Origin of the sequence: Paraburkholderia sp. SECH4 (assembly GCF_030511745.1) — a bacterium.
Classification (GTDB): Bacteria; Pseudomonadota; Gammaproteobacteria; order Burkholderiales; family Burkholderiaceae; genus Paraburkholderia; species Paraburkholderia madseniana.
In genome coordinates, this window is record NZ_JALOCP010000019.1 from 101607 (window position 1) to 123260 (window position 21654).

The following is a 21654-nucleotide window of genomic DNA, read 5'->3' on the forward strand; positions in this document are numbered from 1 at the left end:
GCGCGGCGGCCGTAAAACGGGGTAAGGCGCATGTGCGCCGCATTACAATAGCGCCGTTCAGTCGTTTTTTGCGGGTACTTTTCCTTATGACTTACTGTGTAGCGATGTCCGTCGATGACGGGCTCGTGTTCCTGTCGGACACGCGCACCAATGCGGGCGTCGATCACATCAGCACCGCGCGCAAGATGTCGGTGTTCGAGCAGCCGGGCGAACGCATGCTTGTGCTGCTGGGCGCGGGCAATCTGTCGCTCACGCAAGCGGTGCTGCACGAGCTGTCCGAGCCCGTCGATCCTTCGCAGCCTACGCTCTGGAGTGCGCCCACCATGGCCGACGCGGCCCGCGTGATTGGCCACGCGGTACGCCGCGTGCATCAGCGCGAAGCGGAGGCGCTGCAGGAATTCGGCGTCGAATTCAATTGCAGCTTCATTCTCGGTGGCCAGATCGCCGGCAACCGGCCGCGCCTGTTCATGATCTACGCGGCGGGCAATTTCATCGAAGCGTCGGCTGTGAACCCGTATTTCCAGATCGGCGAGGCCAAGTACGGCAAGCCGATCATCGATCGCGTGCTGACGCCGTCCACGCCGCTCGACGAAGCGGCCAAGTGCGCGCTGATTTCGATGGACTCGACGCTGCGTTCGAATCTTTCGGTCGGGCTGCCACTGGATCTGCTTGTGTATGAGAAAGATTCGCTGCACGTCACGCGCTTCGTCTCGATCGACCACGACAATGCGTACTTCGAGATGATTCACCGCACGTGGGGCGAGCGGCTGCGTCAGGTATTCGGCGAGATTCCCGATCCGGACTGGCAGGAATCGCCTGATGTGCCGCTGCTGCAGCGTGAGCGTGCATTGGTGCTGCATCGCGCGCCGGTGGGGGCGGACGGCGTGGAGCACGAGCTCGATGCGAAGCCGGCGCAGACATTGGCGCAGGCGGAGAAGGGCAAGGCCCAGCGGCGCTAGGGCGTTCGGCGTAGATCGCTGGCCGGGAGCATCACACCAAGGTCGTCACGAGCCTGTTAAGGGCTTGCTGGCGGCCTTTTCATTTACTGAGGGGATCGCGATGGACGTGCAGCGCGTGCGCGGTTGTCCCTCGATCCGCGGCATGACTCGGACGGACCAGTCGTCGCCGCGAGCGCCAAAGCCTGGGGACGAAAAAAAAACCAGCCACAGGCTGATTGCCCGTGGCTGGTCTTCGACTGCGTGTTGCTCCCGCAGTCCGTCAAGTTCGATTAGAACTTGTGGCGGATACCGAGGCTGACGATTACTTGCGAGTTCGAGGCCGATTCGGCGTCGTAGTCGGCAACCGTTGCCGTTGCGCCCGTGCCCGATGCCCTTTGATAGGCGCCGACCAGGTAGAGGTCTGTGCGCTTCGACAGGTTGTAGTCGCCGCCCAGCGAGATCTGGTTATACGATGCCGACGGACCGTTGCCCGAAGCGTGCGTGAACGTGTAGCCCAGACCCAGCAATGCTGCCGGCGTCAGTTGGTAGTTCACGAAGCCAGCACCGACGTTGTAACGCTCGGTCGAGCTGAACGTCGAGAGGGCGTCCGGCTTGTACTGTGCGTTGCTGTAACGGATACCAGCCGTGACCGGGCCGATAACGTACTGGCCAGCAACCGAAGCGATACCGATCGACTTCGCCGATGCGTACGGTGCATTGATCGAGTTGAACGTGCCGTCCGACGTCGCGTTCCAACCAGTTGCGCGAGCGGCCGCCGTGTTGGAGTTGTCCATGCGGATGTAGCCAGCAGCGATGCTGAACGGACCGTTCGCGTACGTTGCTGCGCCGGACCAGGTTTGACCTGCACCCGACGAGCCTGCTACGCCGCCGAATGCGTACATTGCTTCGAACTGGAAGCCAGCGTACGTGTTCGACGTGTACTTGACTGCGTTGTTCGTACGCGAGCTGTTGTCGTTGTTGTCAACGTCGCTCGGCGTCGTGAAGGTGGAACCGAAGTAGTTGTCTGCCGTCAGCGCCTGAACCAGGTCGACCACCGGGTCATACTGGCGGCCGATGGTGACCGTACCGAACTGGTCGCTTTGCAGGCCAACAAAGGCCTGGCGGCCGAATTCGCGACCGCCTTGGTTCAGCTTGCCGCTGTTCGGGTCGAAACCGTTTTCCAACTGGAAGATAGCCTTCAGGCCACCGCCCAGATCCTCCGTGCCCTTCATGCCCCAGCGGCTACCCTGCAGGTTGCCTGCGGCCATAGCGACGGAACTCTTGTTCTTGCCCGAAACGTTGTTGTTGTTGATGTACTGGATCGAGTCGTCGATCAGGCCATAGAGGGTAACGCTGCTTTGAGCATGTGCTACGCCGGTGGCGCCGAGCAGCGCCAGCGAGAGGGTAGACAGGGCGATTCGTTTCATCCTTTTCTCCACGCAGATGATTAGTTTGTTGTTGCGGAAAGGAGAATAGCTCACTGCCTCAACTGGTAAGAACCGGAAAAAAAAGAGTGTCTCCAAAAACCGACAAACGACGCAAAGCCTTGTATTTAAAGCCCGTTAACGATTGTTGCTGTTTCAGCAATATTCGTTCGCTGAGTGCGCATTATTGTTGTTTTGTTGATAGTGAAGGCCTCGGGACCTGCAATTTAGACACTTGTTTGAATGTCCTTTGTAATCTAGTCGTCTAGTTGTTCCATCGGTTCTTCAGCGCCCATATAAAAACAGAGCCGCGTCGCGCTTGACGGGCGCGCTGGACAGAATTTATGCGTTATGAGCAGGTAGCCACCGCTGCCGTCGCAAACTTGTGGCCGGGATTTGCTGCTGTGGTTTGCCGTCGTGGCCGGCCGTTCCGGCCCCCTGCTTTGGTCCGCCGCCATGGTTCTCATGTCGGGGCGCTCCCTTCTGGTGTTGTCGGTGCGAACTGCCACCAGCTTCACTCTTCACGCGCATTCACGCGCCACGGCCGTCATCGTCACCTTTGCGGCGCGCCACGGCGGCGGCAGCGAGTCCAGCCGCTGCCGCAAACAGCACCGAGGTCCACGGGTGCCGTTTGACGTAACGATCGGCGGCGACGGCCGTGCGGCCCGCTTCGACCAACGTGACCGCGGCGACACGTGTCGCTCGCGCTTCGGCAAGGACTACGGTGCGGCCGATCTTGACTACGGTCGCCCGCGCTGAAGTCTTCTTTCGCGGTTCCAGCGGCGGTAAAGCTGACGCTGGCGTTGCTGCGGCACGCGCCACGGCGGCAGCCGCTCCGGTTGCTGGGGCAAGCCCGGCAGCAGGGGTTTCTCGGTCTTTCACGCAAGGCTGCGCATCGATCGATACCGTCGAGGCCGCCAGCACCGAAGCAAGCACGGCACGGCTGCCGGGCGGCGAGTCTTCCTGCATGCCCCAGCCGCCGCGCGGATCGTGCATGCGCCCGCGCGCCGCCGAAAACTCCGCACCGAGCAGGAGCACGGCGGCCGAGAAGTACAGCCACATCAGCAGCACGGCCAGCGAACCGGCGGCGCCGAATGAACTCGCCATCCCGGCATGCGCGATATACAGCGCGAACAGTTTCTTGCCCGCCGAGAACAGCACAGCCGCGACGATCCCGCCGACGAACGCATCGCGCCACTGCACCTTGGCGTCCGGCAGAAACTTCAGCAGTCCGGCGAAGGCGAAGGCCAGCACCAGCAGGCCGACGCCGAGTTGCAGCAGGTTGCCGATCACCACATACGGCGAGTTGCCCCACAGCCATTTGCCGATGAACGTGATGACCGTATCGAGCACCAGCGAGACGATCAGCAGGAAGGCGACACCGAGCACGAGGCCGAACGAGATCAGGCGCACGCGCACCATCGCGATCACGCTCGACGAGCGCGGCCCGGTATACGGCCACACCAGATTGAGCGCGCTATTGAGCGACGAGAAGGTAGCCGAGGCGCCGATCGCCAGCATCGAGAACGAAATGATCGCCGCGATGCCGCCGGCGCTGCCGCTGTGATGAGCGTTCTCGACGATGGTTTGCACGCCCGCGGCGGCCTGGTCGCCGAGCAGGCCGTGAATGTGGGTGAACAGTTCACCGCGCGCGGCCGCGGCGCCGAAGAACCAGCCCGCCACGGCGATCACCATGACCAGCGTGGGCGCGAGCGAGAAGGCCGCATAGAAGGCGATGCTGGCGGCCATGGCCGCGCAACGGTCGTCGGAGAACTGTTTGAATGCGCCAATTGCCCAGTTGGCCTGCCTGCGCGCTACCAACTGGAGGTTCTCGGAGGAGAGCGTGTCGATGTCCATGGTCGTGTTTCTCAAGGGGATACTGGCGCCGCAAGCGCAGTGTGCGAGCCGCTAAGGTGGCCTCAATGCAGCATTTGCAGACTTCGCATCGACGCCTTTCGCAAACCTTGTGCCTGTCACTATAACAAGCGCTTCGTGCCCATGCGCGTGATACGCCGCGAGCATGTGTGCCGTTAGAATGCCGCCGCCCCGGCAAGCAGCACCAGTCAAGCTCCGCCCCATAGGTCAACGCACGAAGGCATCAAACACACGCATCAAACAAACGCTGAAGTTTTCTCCCGCTCCGCCGTTATTCCGAAGATTGACATGAACAGTTACGGTGCCCGCCCGCGCGGCGCCGGCTATAAGTACAAAGGAATACGGAGATGGAACGTTTTCGCCTGAAAGTGCGGCTTTGGCTCGCGCTGGCAGTAATGTGCATGGGAATTCTGGCCATCGGCCTGTGGGGCGGGTTCAAAACGCGCGACACGATGATCGCCGACCGTCAGGCCGAGCTGAAAAGCGTGGTGAGCGTGGCCTACAGCGTGCTGGATCGCTATAACGGCCTCGTTGCGGCCGGCACGATGTCGCTCGGCGACGCGCAACGTACGGCCATGGCCGACCTGCGCGCGATGCGCTATGACGGCGCCGGCGGCTACCTCGTGCTCGAGGATGCGCATGCAAGAGTGCTGATGCACGGCGTGCGGGCCGATCTCGAAGGCAAGGACATGAGCGGCTTCACGGACCCGCAAGGCCGTCACGTGTTCAAGGACGGCTCGGATCTCGCCCAGCGCGAAGGCGAAGGCTTCATCCACCTGCAGTTCCTGAAGCCGGGCTCCAATCAGATGGCGCCGAAGATCAACTACGTGCGGCTCTACAAGCCATGGGACTGGACGATCGTCACCGGTGTGTTCACCGACGATATCGACGCCGCGTTTTACACCACCCTCGCGCAGTACGTCGGTGCCGCGCTGATTCTGTGTCTGGTGGTGGGGCTCGTGATCGGCGTGATCCTGCGCAGCATCTTGCGGCAACTCGGCGGCGAACCGGCTTACGCGGCGCAGATCGCTTCACGTATCGCCGATGGCGACCTCGATGTGGTCGTCGAGACGAAAGCCGGCGACAACGTCAGCCTGCTCGCCGCGATGCAGCGCATGCAGCATCGACTCGCGCAGGCGATCATGCAGATTCGCAGCGGCGCAACGCTGATTTCGACGGTGTCCAACGAGATCGCCGCCGGCAACGCGGACCTGTCGCGCCGCACGGAACAGCAGGCGACAGCGCTCGGCGAAACCGCTTCCAGCATGGAGCAGATCACCGCGACCGTGAAGCAGAACGCCGATAACGCCAAGCAGGCCAGTCAACTGGCGCACAACGCCTCGGAGACGGCGGCGCGCGGCGGTGAAGTGGTCGGCCAGGTGGTCGAGACGATGCGTGGCATCTCGCAGTCATCGCACCGGATCGGCGACATCATTGGGGTGATCGAGGGGATTGCATTTCAGACCAACATTCTTGCCTTGAACGCGGCCGTCGAAGCGGCGCGCGCCGGTGAGGAAGGGCGCGGCTTTGCGGTGGTGGCGGGCGAAGTGCGCAGCCTCGCGCAGCGTAGCGCGGCGGCGGCCAAGGAGATCAAGACGCTGATCGAAGAATCGGCCGCGCAGATCGAAGGCGGCTCGCAGTACGTGGGCCGGGCCGGTGAAACGATGCAGGAAGTGGTGCACGCAGTGCGCCGCGTGACCGACATCATGGGCGAGATCAGCGCGGCGTCGGTCGAGCAAAGCTCGGGCATCGAGCAGGTCAACATCGCGGTGGCGAGCATGGATCAAACGACCCAGCAGAACGCTGCATTGGTGGAAGAAGCCAGCGCGTCGGCCGACGTCCTGAAAGCACAGACCGGGCAACTGGCGGCCGCGATTGCCGTGTTCACGCTGCCGGAAGGGGCGTGAACAGCGTGGGGCACGCGAGGCGCCAGACAGACTGAATGTCGTGGCCAAGGTGACGCAGTGGCCAGGCGGGATTGTAAAACGGGTGAGTTTTACCGCAATGTGGTCAATATGACTGGTGAGGCAAGCAGAGCCGTGATCGTGGCGCGCGTGACGCCGCCTGATGGAGGCGTCACGCGACCAGTTGCGTGACAGCGCCTGACCGCGCGCCAGCGAGCGTTCGCTCAGATGATCAGACGTGAGACCTTGGTGCCTTCGAGCGACACCCCTGCCATCAAGCCGCCGTTCGTCAGCACAAACGCTTCGACCGGGCTGGTGGCGGTCGACGTATCGATCGCGCCGTTCGCACCGACCTTCAGCACGGCAACCGTTGCATCGGCGCCTGCTGCCCATCCCTGGCTGCTGAGGAATGTGTCGAGCGCCCCTTGCGTCATGAACAGGAAGACCAGCGCCTTGGACTGGGCGCCGATCTGCAAACCGAACGAACCCGCGACAGTGCTGTAGTAGCCCGTTGTGCGTCCGGCCACGCGCAACGCGCCTTCGCCATATTGCGCGCCAACCCAGAAGCCCGCGGAAATTACCGACGGGAACACCAGCACGCCTTGCGCCTTGCCGACCAGTTCACGCGAGCCGGTGACGTTCGCGTAGAGACGCGACAAGGTGGAATCGACGCCGGCGTTGATCGTGTCGCGCTTGCCGGCGTTCGCCGACTCAGACGCGCTCGAGGATGGCGACGTGGTCGTGCAGCCGGCGAGGCCAAAACCCGCCGTAGCCAAAGCGGCGCTCGTGGTCATGATGAATTGTCGTCTGCGCATGATTGTTCTCCTGGTGCGTAGTGAAGATTGCGTTTTCTTGTGTGACAGTGAGTGCCGTGACTTCGGCACATGCGTACGTCGGCAGCCCGTATGCCTGCCAATCAGCATTTAGCGTGCCTGACGCCGCGGCCTGTGTATAGACAACTGTCATGCGCTGACGTTCGCGCGGGGATTCACGGCGCTCAACTCCGCTTCCCCCCTCAACTTCCCCCTCGATTTCTAGGCCGCCGGGCGGATATTCTGATTGTGGCGGAACAGGTTGTCAGGGTCGTAGCGGTTCTTCACGGCGCCGAGACGCTCGTAGTTTGGCCCATACGCGTCAGCCACCCGGCCGCCTTCCTCCTGCGTCATGAAGTTGACGTACACGCTGCCTAGCGCGAACGGTGCGGCTGCGTCGAAGAAAGCGCGCGCCCAGGCAATGCAGCGCTCGTCATCGCTCGCGTCGTCCCAACGGCCGTGCACGTTCATGGCGTATTGCGTGTCGCGGCTCGAATAGGCCGTGGCTTCGACCGGCACGCGGCTCGTCTGCGCGCCGATCTGCCCGAAGAAGATTTCGCATTGCGGTGACGGCAGCTTGCCGATCGCATCGAGCAGCGCATCGATGAGACCATCCGATATTTTGTCGAGATTGTGCGACTTCCAGTAGTTACGAGCGCCCGGCGTGAGCAGTGGATCGAACGCCTGTTGCCACATGGCGTACGGCATCGGCCCGAGATGTTCGCCGACCGGTGTGCCGAAGCCGCGTACGGCCTCCACCACGGACGGCCCGTTTTCGATGGGGCCCGAGTAGCACATCGCGAATACGATGACCGGTTTGCCGTGCACTTCGGGCGGCAGGAACGGCAGCGGTGGCGCAAGCCGTAAAACGGCCCATACGCTCAGCTCCTCAGGCATCTGTTCTGCAGCCGTGCGGTACTTGAGCAGGGCATTTTTCGCCTGGTCGATCGGCAGCACGACGAGGCCGCCGTACACGAGCGGCCCGACCGGGTGCAGCGCGAACTCGAAACGCGTCACGACGCCGAAATTGCCGCCGCCGCCGCGAATCGCCCAGAACAGATCGTCGTGCGAGTCCGCGCTTGCGTGCAGCAACTCCCCGTCGGCGGTGACCACGTCTGCTGAAATCAGATTGTCGACGGTCATGCCGTATCTGCGGCTCAGCCAGCCGAAGCCGCCCCCTAGCGTCAGACCTGCCACGCCAGTGGTCGAGTTGATGCCAAGTGGCGTGGCGAGTCCGAATGCTTGTGCTTCGTGGTCGAAATCGCCGAGCGTAGCACCAGGCTCGACATACGCGCGCTGCGCGACCGGATCGATGAATACGGATTTCATCGGCGACAGATCGATCACGAGGCCGTCGTCGCATAGCGCGGTGCCGGCGATGTTATGGCCGCCGCTATGCACCGCCAGCGGCAGATTGTTGTCGCGCGCGAAGGCTACGCCGCGGCGCACGTCGGCCACGCCGGCGCAGCGCAGAATCAGCGCCGGATGCCGGTCGATCATTGCATTCCAGATGCTGCGGGCCTCGTCGAAACCCGCGTCTCCGGGCCGCAACAGTTCGCCTCGAATCGCGGCTTTGAGTTCTTCTGCGGCGCTGCTGGACACGCTTACCATGACACACCTCCAGACATTAATGGGAGACGCTCTCGAAACACCATTGAGCTGCACAAAGCAAATTGAAAGCGTCTGGACAGGTTCAAGTTGCGTCCAGTAAACGGCCCTGCTTCCTTAAGTCAAACGAAGGTAAACCCGCGTCCGCGATCGACACCGCGCGAAAGCACGTACGGCAAGTGTCCGTGCGCTGCGGCACGAGTCATGGCTGTCGTCGCCGCTGTGTATGGTGGAAATACTTCGGGAAAAGACTGCGAGAGGAAGTGTTGGTTGTGCGCCGCGGTGGTGGCTGCGCAGCGACACTTTGGTGGGCGAACGGTGGAATTTTCGTTTGCGTACCTTGCGGACGTGTCGATTTACATGCGGCTTCGCACGGAGGAATATGCCCGTATCGACTCGTTCACGATCAATCGCTGGGGAGGCGTGATGTCCATGCAAGCTCTTGTTCTCAGGCAGCACAACGGCCCGCTCGAACTGACCGAACTACCGCGCCCCGAGCCTGCGCGGGGTGAGGTGCTGGTGCGAATCGCCGCGAGCGGCCTCAATCCGCTCGACACAAAAATTCGCGCCGGCGCCGCCGGGCACGCGAAACATCCCTTGCCGGCGGTGCTGGGGATCGACATGGCCGGCGTCGTCGAGGCAATGGGCGCCGGTGTCGACAGGTTCAAGGCGGGTGATCAGGTGTACGGAATGACGGGGGGCGTGGGCGGCCTGCAAGGTTCGCTGGCGCAATACGCATCTGTCGATGCGGATCTGCTGGCCTTGAAACCGTCCAATCTCTCAATGCGCGAAGCCGCTGCGCTGCCGCTTGCTTTCATCACGGCGTACTCGGGCATTGTCGATCGCGCGCATCTGCAGGCAGGGCAAACGGTGCTCGTGCATGGCGGGGCAGGGGGAGTCGGATACGTCTCTGTGCAGTTGGCGCTCGCGCTGGGTGCGAAGGTCTTTACGACAGTGAGCGAGCGCGACCGCAGCGTGGTGGAGGCGCTCGGCGCCAGACCGATCGATTACCGTGCACAGTCGGTCGAGCAATATGTCCAGTCTGCGACGGATGGCGTGGGTTTCGACCTGGTTGTCGATACCGTCGGCGGGACGACGCTCGACGCATCGTTTGTCGCCGTGAGGCATTTCGGCCATGTGGTGAGCGCGCTCGGGTGGGGCACGCATGCGCTAGCGCCGCTGTCGTTTCGCGAAGCCACCTACTCGGGCGTGTTCACGCTGCATGCGTTGCTTTCCGGGAAAGGCCGCGCGCATCACGGCGAGATGCTGCGTGTGGCCGCGCGGCTTGCCGAAGAAAACAGGCTTGCGCCTCGCCTCGACGCGCGGCGCTTTGATCTGGGCACCGCGCAGCTTGCGTATGAAGCACTGGCCGACGGTAGCGCGCGAGGCAAAGTTGTGGTCGAGGTCAGTTGAGCGGAACGCTGAGCGCAGCGTTGCTGCGCGCTTTTGGATTAACCCTTCACGAGGCCGCCGTCCACGATCAGATCCGCCTGGATCGGCAGGACACGATCGCCGAATTCGTCTCTCAGCGCGTGAGCCAGCGTTTCGCTCTTACAGTAATTCACCACGACGCCGGCGCCTTCGCGTACCAGTGCGCGTGTGATCGCGGCACCGAGTCCACGAGCGCCGCCGGTTACCAGCACGCATTGTTCGGATAAAAGCATTTCTCTTCCTGTTGTCGATGAGGTTGCGATCTTCCTGTTGTCGCCTGATTCGGTTTTCTCGCTCGCTTAGTGGGGTGGCGCACGGATAACGATGGCGCGGACGCCGAGCGCCGGTCGATGTCCGCGACGAGGCGCGCTTCGTTTGGCCGAGTGATGGGTCGCGCACCGTAGTACTGTCTGTGTGATTGCGCTCACTCCCGTCTTTGTAAATTCTCTTTTGTGTCCGGACAAACACATAGGCAAAACAATTGTTCGCGTCACGGTCCATGTATCTCCACCGAAACTGCTCACTCCTGGGTAAATAGTTTGTTTGCGGCTGTTCGAATCATCTGATTAGGCGAGCCGGACTTGAAGTAAAAATAATAGTTTGGACTGCGTATCTGGAGATGAGGATTTCCGACGCTGTTAAAAACGGTAATTGACGATCTTTGACAGTCGTGCAGCGCAATTAATCGGAAACAGGCCAGCAATCTCGCATTGCGTGGGGTAACGCACGGTCATTGGATGACGCTCCGCATAACTTCAACTTCCATCGGGCCCCTGCTGTGCTCTTTTCAAACCTTTGTTCGCGCACAGCCAGTCGCTTCTCCCGGATCACGTCAAATCGGACCGGGAGTATCTGCGGATGCGATGCCGGGAGTCGCGCGCTTTTCGTGCGGTGCCTGGCAATGCCGACTGGGCTTTGAAGTTTCATTTTTAACAGCGAACAGAGATTCACTCGTTATCTGGATCTGTCTTTCGAATTATATGGTTAGGAGAATGAAATGAAAAAGAAAAACGGGGACGCGCGGACGTTGGGGACAAGCAAAGCGGTATTGGCGATTGCTGTGAGTCTTTATGCGGCGATGGCGGGCGCTCAAACGAGCCCGGCTGAACCTGTGGCGCAGTCCGCAAGTTCGACGAAGCTGACGGTTTCGCAGGTATTGCCGATCGATTGCCCGCTATTCGACACGCTCGGCTGCAAGCAGGATGACGGTGGGCTGCGGGCGTTCGGCGGAAGTGGAGTGGCAGTGGCTGCGGGGCTGGGGTCTACATCGGCGTCGGGCTCGCAGAGCAGCAATGGCAGCGGGACTTCGTCGACTGGAGCGGGCGCTAACGGTAGCGGAGGCGGCTCGACGTCCGGCGCGGTGGGACTCGGCGCCGGAAGTGTAGGGAGCGGCGGTGGAGGAAAGGGCGGGACGGGTGGTGGAACGGGAAGTGGTGGAACGGGAAGTGGTGGGAAAGGCAGTGGTGGGACGGGAAGTGGTGGGACAGGCAGTGGTGGGACGGGCAGTGGTGGGACAGGCAGTGGTGGGACAGGCAGTGGTGGGACAGGCAGTGGTGGGACGGGAAGCGGTGGGACAGGAAGTGGTGGGACAGGCAGCGGCGGGACGGGAAGTGGTGGGACGGGAAGTGGTGGGACGGGCAGCGGCGGGACGGGAAGTGGTGGAACAGGCAGCGGTGGGACGGGAAGTGGCGGGACGGGAAGTGGTGGGACGGGAAGCGGTGGGACGGGTAGTGGTGGGACGGGTAGTGGTGGGACAGGTAGTGGTGGAACAGGCGGTGGTGGAACTGGCGGAAATGGTGGCGGCCACGGCGATGGCGGCCACGGCGACGGTGGTCATGGTGACGGCGGCCACGGGGATGGTGGTCATGGCGATGGCGGTCACGGTGACGGCGGCCACGGCGATGGCGGTCATGGCGACGGTGGCCACGGTGACGGTGGCCATGGAGATGGCGGTCATGGCGACGGTGGCCATGGCAATGGCGGTCATGGTGACGGCGGTCATGGCGATGGTGGTCACGGCGACGGCGGCCACGGCGATGGCGGCCATGGTGACGGTGGTCATGGCAACGGCGGCCACGGCGACGGCGGTCATGGTGACGGCGGTCATGGCGATGGTGGTCACGGCAACGGCGGCCACGGCGACGGCGGTCATGGTGACGGTGGCCATGGCGATGGCGGCCATGGAGATGGCGGTCATGGCAACGGCGGCCATGGGGATGGTGGTCATGGCGATGGCGGCCATGGTGACGGTGGTCATGGCAACGGCGGCCATGGCGACGGTGGCCATGGCGACGGTGGTCATGGAGACGGTGGCCATGGCGACGGCGGCCACGGAGATGGTGGCCATGGTGACGGCAGTCATGGAGATGGCAGCCATGGCGACGGTGGTCATAGCAACGGCGGCAAAGGCGACGGCGGCAAAGGCAGCAGCGGCCAGGGCCATGGCGGCGGTTTCGGTGGAGGCTTCGGCGGCAGTGGCGGCCATGGTGGCGGTTACGGCGGCGGCCACGGCCACTAACGCGTCTTGCAACCCTCAGCGCGCGGGCGGCCGACAAACGGCCGCCCGCGCCGCTTCAATCACCTGCCTTCTTAAGTTCGAAAAACATCCGCCCGACGCGATCCACGAAAACACAAACAGCGTCCGCCTGATAGAGTGCCGTCCATGATTAAATGCCGGGTCTCGCTCACCGCGTAAAACGCCAAAGCCAGCCGCCGGCGTGCACACCGCAACAGTCCATTCAGAACGGAGTCCGCGTTGAATAACAAACAGGCCTCGCTGCCGCAAGCACCTTTGCGAATTGCGGCGGCGCAAGCGCAACCGGTTTCCGGCGACGTCACGGCGAACATTGCCAGAACGGTCGAACTGACCGGCGTTGCAGCCGACCACGGCGCGAAACTGGTGGTCTTTCCCGAGAAATTTCTAAGCGGCTACGAGCCTGACCTGATTGCCGGCGACCCCGCGAAATACGCCTTCGACGAACACGACGCGCGGCTCGAACCGATTCGGGAGGTTTGCCGCGAGCGTGGGATCGTCGTAGTCGTCGGTGCGGCAACACGTAGCATAGGCAGCGTGGACGCCCTTCATATTTCGTCGCTGATCTTCAACCATTCCGGCGAGCTGGGCGAGCCGTATCACAAACAGCATCTCTACAGCAGCGAAACGAAGACTTACCGACCCGGCACGCAAGGCTGCATGCTGGAGATCGACGGATGGCGGCTCGCGCTCGGCGTGTGCTACGACTCCGGTTTTCCTGAGCACGCGCGCAACGCCGCTGTGAACGGCGCGCACGCTTATCTGGTGAGCGCGCTCTTCAGCGTGAAGACTGGCTATCACCAGTCGCGCATCTGGTTTCCCGCGCGTGCTTTCGACAACACCCTGTACGTACTCTTGTCGAATCACGTCGGCATCACCGGCGGTTGGGGAACGTGCGGTGCGAGCGCGATCTGGGGCCCCTATGGCGACGTGCTGAAGGAAGCGAGCCGCGATCGGGAGGAAGTGATTACCGCGCTACTCGACCCGGCTGTGCTGGCCGATGTCCGTGAGCGCGAAACAGTGCTTGCGGACTTCAAGACGCACGCGGTTGAGACGGCGGGTGAGTACGTGGTGCGCCGACTGGATTAACCGCACGCGCGGTGGCGGCCCTACGTGTCGCTCGTCAGGAGTAGCATTCTCTGTGCCACGGGCCCTGCCGCTCAACTGCCTTTGCGGCTGTGATTGCCCAGCATCGGCGGTCGGTGGCATGCAACATGTCATCCGCTACAATGGCACGCACTACCCACCTGGAGACTCGCCTTGAAATCTATCGTTGCTTTGGTCGCCGCGGCTGTTCTTTCTTCCACGGCGATGGCCGCTTCCACCACTGAGAAACTGCCTTCCGGCGTAATCGTTGAACATCTTACGCAGGGCACCGGTGCCCAGCCGGCCGCAGACGATGTCGTCAAGGTCAACTATCGCGGCACGCTCGCTAACGGCACCGAGTTCGATAGCTCGGCCAAACATGGCGGTCCGGCAACTTTCCCGCTTAATCGCGTGATTCCGTGCTGGACGCAAGGCGTGCAAAAAATGAAGGTCGGCGAGAAGGCCAAGCTGACCTGCCCGTCGGCCACGGCCTATGGCGAGCGCGGAGTTGGCCCGATTCCGCCGAATAGCGACCTGACGTTTGAAGTCGAACTCGTAGGTATCGTCAAGTAATACCGCGCGAAGTGCGCTGAGACTGAACCCCGCTCGGGAGATCGAAGCGGGGTTTTTCTTTTTCCGGGCACTGCATTTGCCCACTGAAATCTGTCTGTGATAGAAATCGAGCCACTCTCGTGGTGACTGAACCTGACGTGTAGTCGATCGACTGGATTCTCTAAAAGAACAGAAGTTCTCGCCTTACTCGGCTGGCGCGAATAGCATCGACACATACACAATAGTGGACACGACGATAATGCCGACGCCGACGAAGACTTTGGTACGATTGAATTCAAGGCCGCCGTTGATGGCCACTCCAATGCCGACTACGAAAGAAAGCGTACCGATAGTGGCCAGCAATACGTGAAGCTTGCTGCGTATCAGGCTACGCCGCTCCGGACTTGCACCTTCTCTCCACTCCTTGAGTTTCATTGCAGTATCCTTTTTCACCGGTGTTCAGGTGGTCCGAAGATTCGCATGAGAGACAATGCGACAAAGGATGCCGTTTCGGCATGGAACAGATCACCAGTTGGGGCGCCACGATCTACCAGTTCAACAAAAACTGGTTCGGCGCAGCGATGATCTACTATCAGCGATTGACGGGCTCGGCCGCCGAAAGTCCGGTCGTCACGCAGCGCGGCACGCGCAATCAGATTACGTATGGGGTAGGCGTGGCGTATGCGTTCCGCTAAAAGTAGTCGCGTTCTTTTTAAAGTCCTGTTGCACTCGGTCGTTTACCCTCTGCGCGTGCGGCGACACTGCAATCGCTGCTTTGCGCATTGCGGAAGATCTAGCCGTCATTCGTCGCGCGTCAGGAGCGTTTGCCATGAATATCGATTTTCACTACGGGGTGGTCTATATCGTCGCCCGTACCGGCGGGATGGCGCCCGCTGAGGCGCTCACGGTGGCCCATGCCTGCCAGTATGTCGACGATGCGACCACTTCAGGAATACTGCGTTTTGCGGGCGGCGAGACTTTTGAGCGCTTTGCCACGGCGCACAAGCTATTCGACTACACCAACACGGAAGACGACCAGAACCGTCTGGTGTGGACGCCATTTCATTTTCTGCCTGCCGGTGAGGGGGAGACGCTTGAAGAGAAGGCGGTGTGCCGGCCGGATAGCGCTGTTGCTCGCGAGGTGGTGCGCCGCGCGATCCGGCAGCGGGGCACGGACACGGCATTGCACCGCTTGGGCGTGACGCTGCACGCGTACGTCGATACGTGGGCTCACCAGGGCTTCGCCGGTATCGAAAGCCCGATGAACCGCGTTCATATGCTGGAGGCGGAAGATTGCACGCGGGAAGGCTGGCTTGCCCGTCTTACCCGCGCCACGCGGCATCTGGTCCAACACGTCGAGGAAGATGTACTGACGCTTGCACTGCCCGTCGGTCATGGGGCCGCTTTGCATTATCCCGATCAGCCGTGGGCGAAATGGCATTACATCGACGGCAGAAATGAGCGCGTCAAAAGGCACAATCTGCCGGAGTTCATGCAGGCGGCCGAGATGACTTGCCGCGCGGTGCGCGCCTATGTCGCGGGACGGGAAGATTTTGAATCCCAGCCCGGCTTGCCGGAAGATGTCAAAGCCGCGCTCACGAAGCTTCTCGATACCAATCGGAATCTCGACGACAACAAGCGCCTGCAGATCATTTGCGAAGCGCTGAAAACCGACGCCATTCCAGGCCTGTCAGAGTCGATTCCGGACTATGTAGCCAAGGGGCTCGGCTCCTGGAAATATAAAGCCACCGGTTTGCAGTCCGACGACGACAGCGGGGACCGCCCCCGGTGGAGCGACGTCTTTGAGAAAAGTGATTACCGGCGCTTTCACGACGCCGTCAAAGAGCACCGTTTTGTGATTACGCAGGAGATTCTGCCGACTCGCGGTCTACGGATCGCGTGAAAAGAGGGCGCTTTTGCGCGTCATTTCAATAGCCGCCCCAGCGGCCGCGTCCATGCCATTCGTGCTCGCGCCATTGCTCGCGACGCCATTCACGTTCACGCCATTCGCGGCGTTCGCGCCACTCGCCGTGGCGGTAGAAGGACAGTCCGGACGCAGGTGAAACAGCGCTGCGAGATTGGTAACGTGGGGTTACCGGCAAAAAAATGAACTGCCGCCCTTTGAATCTCCGGATGCTTGCCTATAGTAGAAGCGACTATTGCCGCATTGCACGGCGGCCGGCTTCTCTTGACATAGGTGACGGGGAAATAGAAATGACGCCATCGAATGCTGCAATCTATCAGGCTCAGGCTTGCACGCCGGATTCATTACGAACGCTTGCGGCCTATCTCGAACTGGCGCTCGACGAGGGAGAAAGCGTGGTTCTGATGCGGATCGGCACGCAGGTGCGCAGTATTTATGTCGGCAATCCGTCCGGCACGCTGGAGGATTTGACGGATCACGGCGTAGTGGCCGCTTTCCAGGCCGACGAGATGCTCGCATTGACGCAGCTGGGACTCAACCGGATAACCGCCGACGATCAACAGTACCGGTTCGTGCGCAGCGTGCGGTATATCGCCGATCGCCAGGTTGTCGTTTTTACGCCGACTTAAGCGATTGGCTCGCAATGGGAAAAGCTAAAGAATGCGGCTATCGGGTACAGGACGCGAAAGGTTCGTACTCCACGCGATGCGCTCCCGCGTAAACCTGATGCCCTTATAGGCGCGTAGATCTGCCTTTCTCGCGCTATTCATGGCATAGTGCGATCGATTACCACATAAGGAGCAATCAAATGCCCACGTTAGAGCAAATCCAGGCGAAGCTTAAGAAACTCCAGGCGCAAGCTGACGTCCTTATTGCCAGGAAAGCACAAGCCGCGGTCGACCAGATTCGCGACCTGATGCTCAAGCACGGCCTCACTACCGCAGATATCGAAGCAAAGGCAAAGGCGAGACGCGCCGCGCGCGCCTTGAATGGTCATGCTGCAGGTGGCAAGGTAAAAGCAGTCAGCGCGGGTAAGTCGCTGCCGAAGTACCGCGACCATAAAACCGGCGCGACATGGACAGGTCACGGGCGTGCACCGGCCTGGATTGCTGCCGTGAAAGACCGGACTCAATTCCTGATTGAAGGCGCAAGCGAACTGAAGTCCGCGGCAAAGGCAGCGGTGACTCCCAAAGGCAAAAGTAAAGGCCAGCCTAAAGGCGCGCAGCCGCCCAAGTACCTCAATCCGAAAACCGGTGCGACCTGGAGCGGACGCGGCCCGGCGCCGGCATGGCTCGCCACGGTCAAGGATCGCACCAAATTTCTGATCGATAGCGCTGCGGCCACCAGCAATGTCGCCGCCCAAAAAACCGTCACGGCGAAAAAGGCAGTGGCGTCCAAAGCGGCTGGGAAGAAGGGTACTGCGGCGACTAAAAAGGCTGCGGCAAAGAAAAGCGCGGCCAAGCCCGCTGCGAAGAAAGCCGCGGTAAGGAAGACTGCCGTGAAGAAAACCGCAACGGCCAGGAAAGCACCGGGCCGCAAGACGGGTGGTAAAGGCAAAGCCGGCGCGACGAGCGTTGCCGCAGCGCCGCAAACCTCGACGGTACAAGCCGGCGTGTGAGCGCAACGGAGTCGTGAAGTAGATGACCAGCATGCTAGAAGTACCCCAGCAGGAGGACCATGTCGTCCTGCTGGACTCCGTTCCTCATCCGGCAGCCGATGCCGCCGAACCATTCATTGTCGCCAGCGACCGCCGGGTGATTCTGGCTTATCCGATTGCTGAATCCGACTTCGAACGGTTCGGACCATTCGATTCCGACGACGATCCATTTTGCACGGTGCTATTTCCCGACGCCGTGTTTCATCGGCTCGGGCCGCCCGGCGATGTCGATCTCGAGATCCATCCACTCGCGTCGCAAGGGCTCAGTGGGTACTCGGTTCACGAAGTCATGAATTCGTCGCTGGCCGCTGAGATTTCGGCCGCTACGTCGCCCGGTCCCGTACAACGCCATTTCGTCATCACGTTTCAGGGCGCGACGTTCGAATGCGTGGCGTCGGACTATACGGTGGTCGGCGTGTATGGCGCAGGTGAGATCGCCTGCCGGGAAGCCTTCTCGCTGGTCCGTTAGTGTTGTCAACGCACATCGGGAAGTTCGCGTCGCTGCTGGCTACGCAGCGGCGACGCGATGACTGCGCAACGCGCTGCTGTTTCCTTTCAATAACATTTTCCCGCCAAATTCGAACATATGCTCAATGACTTTTTTTAGCTTTTATTTTTGAAACATGTTAAAAAGCTTTCCGTCATCGTATATTGACATGAAGTCTTCACGCAGTGAGGGCAGACTGGCGTCAACGAATGGCGTGCCGCAGAGATTGAAGCAGCGCATTCGAAATTACATATAAATATATTACGAGGCATCGAACGCTCGATTGAAGCGGACCTGAGTTCAGGCGCGCGTCACGAAGAGCAGGCGGGTATCACGTCGAGTGGTACGTGTTTTCGGTGCAGCAGCGGTCGTCGCGGATCGGATTTGCCGGCGTAAAGGTACGTAATGTACGTAAAGGCAAATCGCATGGGCCTGATCCCCGGTAGTACGGCCGCAAGGCGTCCGCGAGCGCGGGCGCGGTATCGGTACGCATTTGCCTTGCGCAAGTGCATGCGAATACGCCATGCCCATCGAAAAACTCCTTGTTCCGCTACCGGCGGGCCTGAAAGTCTACGTTGAACGTCACGTATTCGATCCGGCCTTCGAGAGTGTCATTCTGATCAACGGCGCGCTGGCCACCACGGCGTCGTTCGGACAGACAATCAAATACCTCGGCGAACGCTATAACCCAATTTGTTTCGATTTACCCTATGCGGGTCAATCGAAAGCGCATAACGTGTGCGACTTCGTTCTGACAAAAGACGATGAAGTCGACATTCTGCTGCATCTAATAGGCTTATTCGAGCCAAGCTTCCTGTTGTCGGTGTCGTGGGGCGGGGTGGCGTCGCTGCTGGCGCTCTCGCGGGCGCGCACCAGCGTGCGACGCGCTGTGATTGCGTCGTTCTCGCCGCGGCTCAACGCGGCAATGACCGCGTACGTGACCGCGGCACGCGACCACATCGCCGCCGGCGAAAATCTGAAGGCCGCGCAGTTGCTCAACGATACCGTTGGCCAGCATCTGCCGCGCATCATGAAGCTCTATAACTACCGCTACCTCTCAACGCTGCCACGCGATGAGCAGGACCAGGTGGCCTTTCACGTCGACCAGATTCTGGCCATTCGTCCAGAGGACTATCTGCACGAGTTCCGCAACATCGAGTGCGGTCTGAAATTCCTCAACGGCGAGATCGACGACTACACCACACCGGAAGACGCCCGCTCGCTTAGCGCGCATCTGAAGCGCGCCGAGTTTCTGACGATCGAGCAGGCCGGGCATTTCCTCGATCTCGAAGGGCGGGCCGCGCTGCGCCAGGTTCGGACGGCCATTTTCGATTACTTCGGCGCCGCGCGGGCGCAGGCGCCAGGCCGTGGGCTCGACTGTTTCGACACGTTCGCCGCCCGCGCGCCCATCATGCCGGTGCAACAACCCGCCATCGCGAACGTCGCGAATGTCGCGTTGCAAGCTTCCGCCGATCACTCGTTCCAAGAGGTCGAACTACCGTGAATATCGCTCAGAGCATCGCTATCGTCGTACCGTGGACGCTGTGGCTGCTGTATTGGATCGCGACGTCGAACCGGGTCAAAGAAACCGCGCGCAAGGAGGCGTCTCTATCGCGCACGTTGCAGTCGATTCCGTTGATCGGCGGAGGCGCGTTGATCGTCCTGCCGGACTTCAACACAGCGGCGCTGTCCTTCGATCCGCATGCAATCGGGCCGCTGCAGTTTGCCGGCCTCGCCGTGCTGCTGGCCGGCCTTGCATTTTCCGTGTGGGCGCGGCTGCATCTCGGCACTAACTGGAGCGTGTCGGTCACACTGAAGGAAGGGCATGAGCTGGTGCGCAGCGGACCTTATGGACTGGTTCGTCATCCGATCTATACCGGCTGCCTGCTGGCGCTGCTCGGCGCTGTGCTGATCGGCGCGCAATGGCGTGGCGTGGCTGGGTTAGTGCTGATTTTCGCCTCGCTGGCGTACAAGGTCCGGGTCGAAGAGAGCTGGCTGACCGGTCACTTCGGCCGCGCGTATTCGCAGTATCGTCGCGACGTCGCCGCGCTGATTCCCGGTCTCTTCTGAGCGACCTGAATGACGAAAGTCATCATCACCGCGATCGGCTCGGCGGGAGACGTGCATCCTTTGCTCGGCATCGGCGCGGCGTTGGCTGCGCGCGGCCACGAGATCGTCTTCTGCACGCATCCGCCGTTCGCGGAGGCTGTCTCGCGCCAGGGTTTCACATTCGTGCCGATCGGCACCGCCGCGGAATATGAAGCGGCGATGGCGAACCCGGCGCTATGGCATCCGCGTACGTCATTCCGCACGCTGTGGGCGGTGATTGCGCCGACGCTGCGACCGCATTTCGACACGCTGGCTGCGTTGACCGATAGCGACACTGTGCTGGTCGGCACGTTGTGGGCTTTTTCAGCGCGGTTGATGCAGGAGCTGTATCGGGTGCCGTTCGTGTCGGTGCAGGTCTCGCCGTCGACACTGCTCTCCGCGCATGCGCCGCCCACCCACCCGCGGCTGACGATTCCGCGTGGCTTGCCGCTGGCTGTAAAAACGGCGCTGCTGCGGCTGATCGAGCGCCAGGCGCTCGACAAGGTCTGCGGCCCCGCATTGAATGCGTTGCGCGTGGAACTGGCGCTCGCACCGGCGCGGCGCATTTTCGGCGAGTGGCTGCATTCGACCGACGGTGTGCTGTGTCTCTTTCCTGACTGGTTCGCGCAAGCTCAACCGGATTGGCCGTCGCCGCGCTGCCTCAGCGGTTTTCCGCTGTTCAACGACACGGGCGTGCACGCGCCCGATCCGCAACTCGACGCCTTTCTCGCCGCGGGCGAGCGGCCGGTGGTTTTCACCGCCGGTTCGACCTTGATCGATCAGGCGCGCTATACGAATGCAGTGAGCGCGGCGCTGGCGGAAAGCGGGTTGCGCGGGATTCTTTTGACGCCGGATGCGCCGCAAGCTCCGTTGGACGGGCAGACAGACGCACAGGGCATGCTGCTCAAGCGGCGCTACGTGCCGCTACAGAAGCTGTTGCCGCGCTGCCGGGCGCTGGTGCATCACGGCGGCATCGGCACGGCGGCGCTTGCGTATGCTGCCGGCATTCCGCAAGTGGTTACGCCGTTCGCGCACGATCAGTTCGATAACGCGCAGCGTGTCGTCGTGAGCGGTTGCGGCGTTCGGCTCGATAAACCACTGGAGCCGCAGGCGCTTGCGCGTGCGCTGAGGCATTTGCTCGGCAGCCCGTCAATCGCGACGCAGTGCGGACGCGTGCAGGACCGGCTCGCGTCATCGCCGGATGGTTGCGAGGCGGCCGCACGCTATATCGAAGGTTTCATGCCGACCGGCATGCGCGCGCAAACCGTCGGCCGCATGTCTTTGCCGGCATTCGCAGACAGCGGGCATAGCGTATGAGCGCCGCCACGCCATTGC

19 protein-coding genes and 1 pseudogene are annotated in these 21654 nt (G+C 61.7%); 14 read left to right on the forward strand and 6 right to left on the reverse strand.

The genetic code is table 11. The annotated features are described in order from the left end of the window. The first annotated feature begins 86 nt into the window (after nt 1-86). Nucleotides 87-959 carry a proteasome-type protease gene (locus M0D67_RS24200; protein ID WP_266239919.1) on the forward strand — a complete coding sequence of 291 codons (873 nt, stop codon included), beginning with the start codon at nt 87-89 and terminating at the stop codon, nt 957-959. A 269-nt stretch (nt 960-1228) separates the two neighbouring features. On the opposite strand, the gene M0D67_RS24205 is transcribed toward M0D67_RS24200, so the two are convergent. Next, a complete protein-coding gene (locus M0D67_RS24205; RefSeq protein ID WP_154562918.1) occupies nt 1229-2365 on the reverse strand; it encodes a porin in 1137 nt (378 codons plus the stop codon). A 528-nt stretch (nt 2366-2893) separates the two neighbouring features. Next, the gene (locus M0D67_RS24210; RefSeq protein ID WP_266239921.1) at nt 2894-4219 is read right to left on the reverse strand and encodes a YihY/virulence factor BrkB family protein; all 1326 of its coding nucleotides are present in this window, start codon (nt 4217-4219) and stop codon (nt 2894-2896) included. A 365-nt stretch (nt 4220-4584) separates the two neighbouring features. Between M0D67_RS24210 and M0D67_RS24215 the strand changes: the two genes are divergently transcribed. Further along, nucleotides 4585-6144 carry a methyl-accepting chemotaxis protein gene (locus M0D67_RS24215; protein WP_266239922.1) on the forward strand — a complete coding sequence of 520 codons (1560 nt, stop codon included), beginning with the start codon at nt 4585-4587 and terminating at the stop codon, nt 6142-6144. Between the two features lie 221 nt (nt 6145-6365). On the opposite strand, the gene M0D67_RS24220 is transcribed toward M0D67_RS24215, so the two are convergent. Both M0D67_RS24220 and M0D67_RS24225 read right to left on the reverse strand, forming a co-directional pair. Continuing rightward, nucleotides 6366-6956 carry a YSC84-related protein gene (locus M0D67_RS24220; protein WP_266239923.1) on the reverse strand — a complete coding sequence of 197 codons (591 nt, stop codon included), beginning with the start codon at nt 6954-6956 and terminating at the stop codon, nt 6366-6368. A gap of 219 nt (nt 6957-7175) precedes the next feature. After that, a complete protein-coding gene (locus tag M0D67_RS24225) occupies nt 7176-8564 on the reverse strand; it encodes an FAD-binding oxidoreductase (protein WP_266239924.1) in 1389 nt (462 codons plus the stop codon). Between the two features lie 423 nt (nt 8565-8987). Between M0D67_RS24225 and M0D67_RS24230 the strand changes: the two genes are divergently transcribed. Continuing rightward, a complete protein-coding gene (locus tag M0D67_RS24230) occupies nt 8988-9974 on the forward strand; it encodes a zinc-dependent alcohol dehydrogenase family protein (protein WP_266239999.1) in 987 nt (328 codons plus the stop codon). Nucleotides 9975-10012: 38 nt separating this feature from the next. Here M0D67_RS24230 and M0D67_RS24235 read toward each other — a convergent pair whose 3' ends face one another. Next, nucleotides 10013-10225, reverse strand: a complete 213-nt coding sequence (locus M0D67_RS24235; protein WP_308112589.1) for an SDR family NAD(P)-dependent oxidoreductase — start codon at nt 10223-10225, stop codon at nt 10013-10015. 1185 nt (nt 10226-11410) lie between these two features. On the opposite strand from M0D67_RS24235, the gene M0D67_RS24240 reads away from it, so the two are divergent. The 3 genes from M0D67_RS24240 (at nt 11411) to M0D67_RS24250 (ending at nt 14184) form a co-directional block, all read left to right on the forward strand. Next, nucleotides 11411-12658, forward strand: a complete 1248-nt coding sequence (locus M0D67_RS24240) for a hypothetical protein (protein WP_266239926.1) — start codon at nt 11411-11413, stop codon at nt 12656-12658. Nucleotides 12659-12747: 89 nt separating this feature from the next. Then, on the forward strand, nt 12748-13614 hold the full coding sequence (locus M0D67_RS24245) for a carbon-nitrogen hydrolase family protein (protein ID WP_266239928.1): 867 nt from the start codon (nt 12748-12750) through the stop codon (nt 13612-13614). A gap of 222 nt (nt 13615-13836) precedes the next feature. Next, a complete protein-coding gene (locus M0D67_RS24250) occupies nt 13837-14184 on the forward strand; it encodes an FKBP-type peptidyl-prolyl cis-trans isomerase (protein WP_233465191.1) in 348 nt (115 codons plus the stop codon). 183 nt (nt 14185-14367) lie between these two features. Here the strand turns inward: M0D67_RS24250 and M0D67_RS24255 are convergent, their stop codons facing one another. After that, nucleotides 14368-14598 (reverse strand): DUF2964 family protein, encoded by a 231-nt coding sequence (locus tag M0D67_RS24255; RefSeq protein ID WP_171928257.1) that lies wholly within the window; start codon nt 14596-14598, stop codon nt 14368-14370. An 80-nt stretch (nt 14599-14678) separates the two neighbouring features. Between M0D67_RS24255 and M0D67_RS24260 the strand changes: the two genes are divergently transcribed. The 8 genes and pseudogenes from M0D67_RS24260 (at nt 14679) to M0D67_RS24295 (ending at nt 21636) form a co-directional block, all read left to right on the forward strand. After that, nucleotides 14679-14858: a MipA/OmpV family protein gene (locus M0D67_RS24260; RefSeq protein ID WP_266239931.1), complete on the forward strand. Its 180-nt coding sequence runs from the start codon at nt 14679-14681 to the stop codon at nt 14856-14858. A 134-nt stretch (nt 14859-14992) separates the two neighbouring features. Beyond that, on the forward strand, nt 14993-16066 hold the full coding sequence (locus M0D67_RS24265) for a DUF6765 family protein (RefSeq protein WP_308112590.1): 1074 nt from the start codon (nt 14993-14995) through the stop codon (nt 16064-16066). 311 nt (nt 16067-16377) lie between these two features. After that, on the forward strand, nt 16378-16716 hold the full coding sequence (locus tag M0D67_RS24270; RefSeq protein WP_115776790.1) for a hypothetical protein: 339 nt from the start codon (nt 16378-16380) through the stop codon (nt 16714-16716). Nucleotides 16717-16895: 179 nt separating this feature from the next. Further along, nucleotides 16896-17705, forward strand: coding sequence for an H-NS family nucleoid-associated regulatory protein (locus M0D67_RS24275; protein ID WP_266239937.1), 810 nt, complete (start codon nt 16896-16898; stop codon nt 17703-17705). A 22-nt stretch (nt 17706-17727) separates the two neighbouring features. Then, the gene (locus M0D67_RS24280; RefSeq protein WP_266239938.1) at nt 17728-18213 is read left to right on the forward strand and encodes a hypothetical protein; all 486 of its coding nucleotides are present in this window, start codon (nt 17728-17730) and stop codon (nt 18211-18213) included. Between the two features lie 541 nt (nt 18214-18754). After that, nucleotides 18755-19591, forward strand: a pseudogene (locus M0D67_RS24285) (alpha/beta fold hydrolase); the annotation flags it as partial. Between the two features lie 140 nt (nt 19592-19731). Beyond that, a complete protein-coding gene (locus M0D67_RS24290; RefSeq protein WP_266239939.1) occupies nt 19732-20301 on the forward strand; it encodes an isoprenylcysteine carboxylmethyltransferase family protein in 570 nt (189 codons plus the stop codon). A gap of 9 nt (nt 20302-20310) precedes the next feature. After that, nucleotides 20311-21636 (forward strand): glycosyltransferase, encoded by a 1326-nt coding sequence (locus tag M0D67_RS24295; RefSeq protein ID WP_266239940.1) that lies wholly within the window; start codon nt 20311-20313, stop codon nt 21634-21636. The last annotated feature ends 18 nt before the right edge of the window (nt 21637-21654 follow it).

What these genes read in the sequence shown, in the direction of transcription:
- M0D67_RS24265 (WP_308112590.1), top strand. Translation starts at nt 14,993, where the DNA reads ATGAATATCGATTTTCACTACGGGGTGGTCTATATCGTCGCCCGTACC.
- M0D67_RS24260 (WP_266239931.1), top strand. Translation starts at nt 14,679, where the DNA reads ATGGAACAGATCACCAGTTGGGGCGCCACGATCTACCAGTTCAACAAA.
- M0D67_RS24295 (WP_266239940.1), top strand. Translation starts at nt 20,311, where the DNA reads ATGACGAAAGTCATCATCACCGCGATCGGCTCGGCGGGAGACGTGCAT.
- M0D67_RS24250 (WP_233465191.1), top strand. Translation starts at nt 13,837, where the DNA reads ATGGCCGCTTCCACCACTGAGAAACTGCCTTCCGGCGTAATCGTTGAA.
- M0D67_RS24210 (WP_266239921.1), bottom strand. Translation starts at nt 4,219, where the DNA reads ATGGACATCGACACGCTCTCCTCCGAGAACCTCCAGTTGGTAGCGCGC.
- M0D67_RS24275 (WP_266239937.1), top strand. Translation starts at nt 16,896, where the DNA reads ATGCCCACGTTAGAGCAAATCCAGGCGAAGCTTAAGAAACTCCAGGCG.
- M0D67_RS24230 (WP_266239999.1), top strand. Translation starts at nt 8,988, where the DNA reads ATGTCCATGCAAGCTCTTGTTCTCAGGCAGCACAACGGCCCGCTCGAA.
- M0D67_RS24200 (WP_266239919.1), top strand. Translation starts at nt 87, where the DNA reads ATGACTTACTGTGTAGCGATGTCCGTCGATGACGGGCTCGTGTTCCTG.
- M0D67_RS24220 (WP_266239923.1), bottom strand. Translation starts at nt 6,956, where the DNA reads ATGCGCAGACGACAATTCATCATGACCACGAGCGCCGCTTTGGCTACG.
- M0D67_RS24235 (WP_308112589.1), bottom strand. Translation starts at nt 10,225, where the DNA reads ATGCTTTTATCCGAACAATGCGTGCTGGTAACCGGCGGCGCTCGTGGA.
- M0D67_RS24225 (WP_266239924.1), bottom strand. Translation starts at nt 8,564, where the DNA reads ATGGTAAGCGTGTCCAGCAGCGCCGCAGAAGAACTCAAAGCCGCGATT.
- M0D67_RS24270 (WP_115776790.1), top strand. Translation starts at nt 16,378, where the DNA reads ATGACGCCATCGAATGCTGCAATCTATCAGGCTCAGGCTTGCACGCCG.
- M0D67_RS24255 (WP_171928257.1), bottom strand. Translation starts at nt 14,598, where the DNA reads ATGAAACTCAAGGAGTGGAGAGAAGGTGCAAGTCCGGAGCGGCGTAGC.
- M0D67_RS24205 (WP_154562918.1), bottom strand. Translation starts at nt 2,365, where the DNA reads ATGAAACGAATCGCCCTGTCTACCCTCTCGCTGGCGCTGCTCGGCGCC.
- M0D67_RS24280 (WP_266239938.1), top strand. Translation starts at nt 17,728, where the DNA reads ATGACCAGCATGCTAGAAGTACCCCAGCAGGAGGACCATGTCGTCCTG.
- M0D67_RS24215 (WP_266239922.1), top strand. Translation starts at nt 4,585, where the DNA reads ATGGAACGTTTTCGCCTGAAAGTGCGGCTTTGGCTCGCGCTGGCAGTA.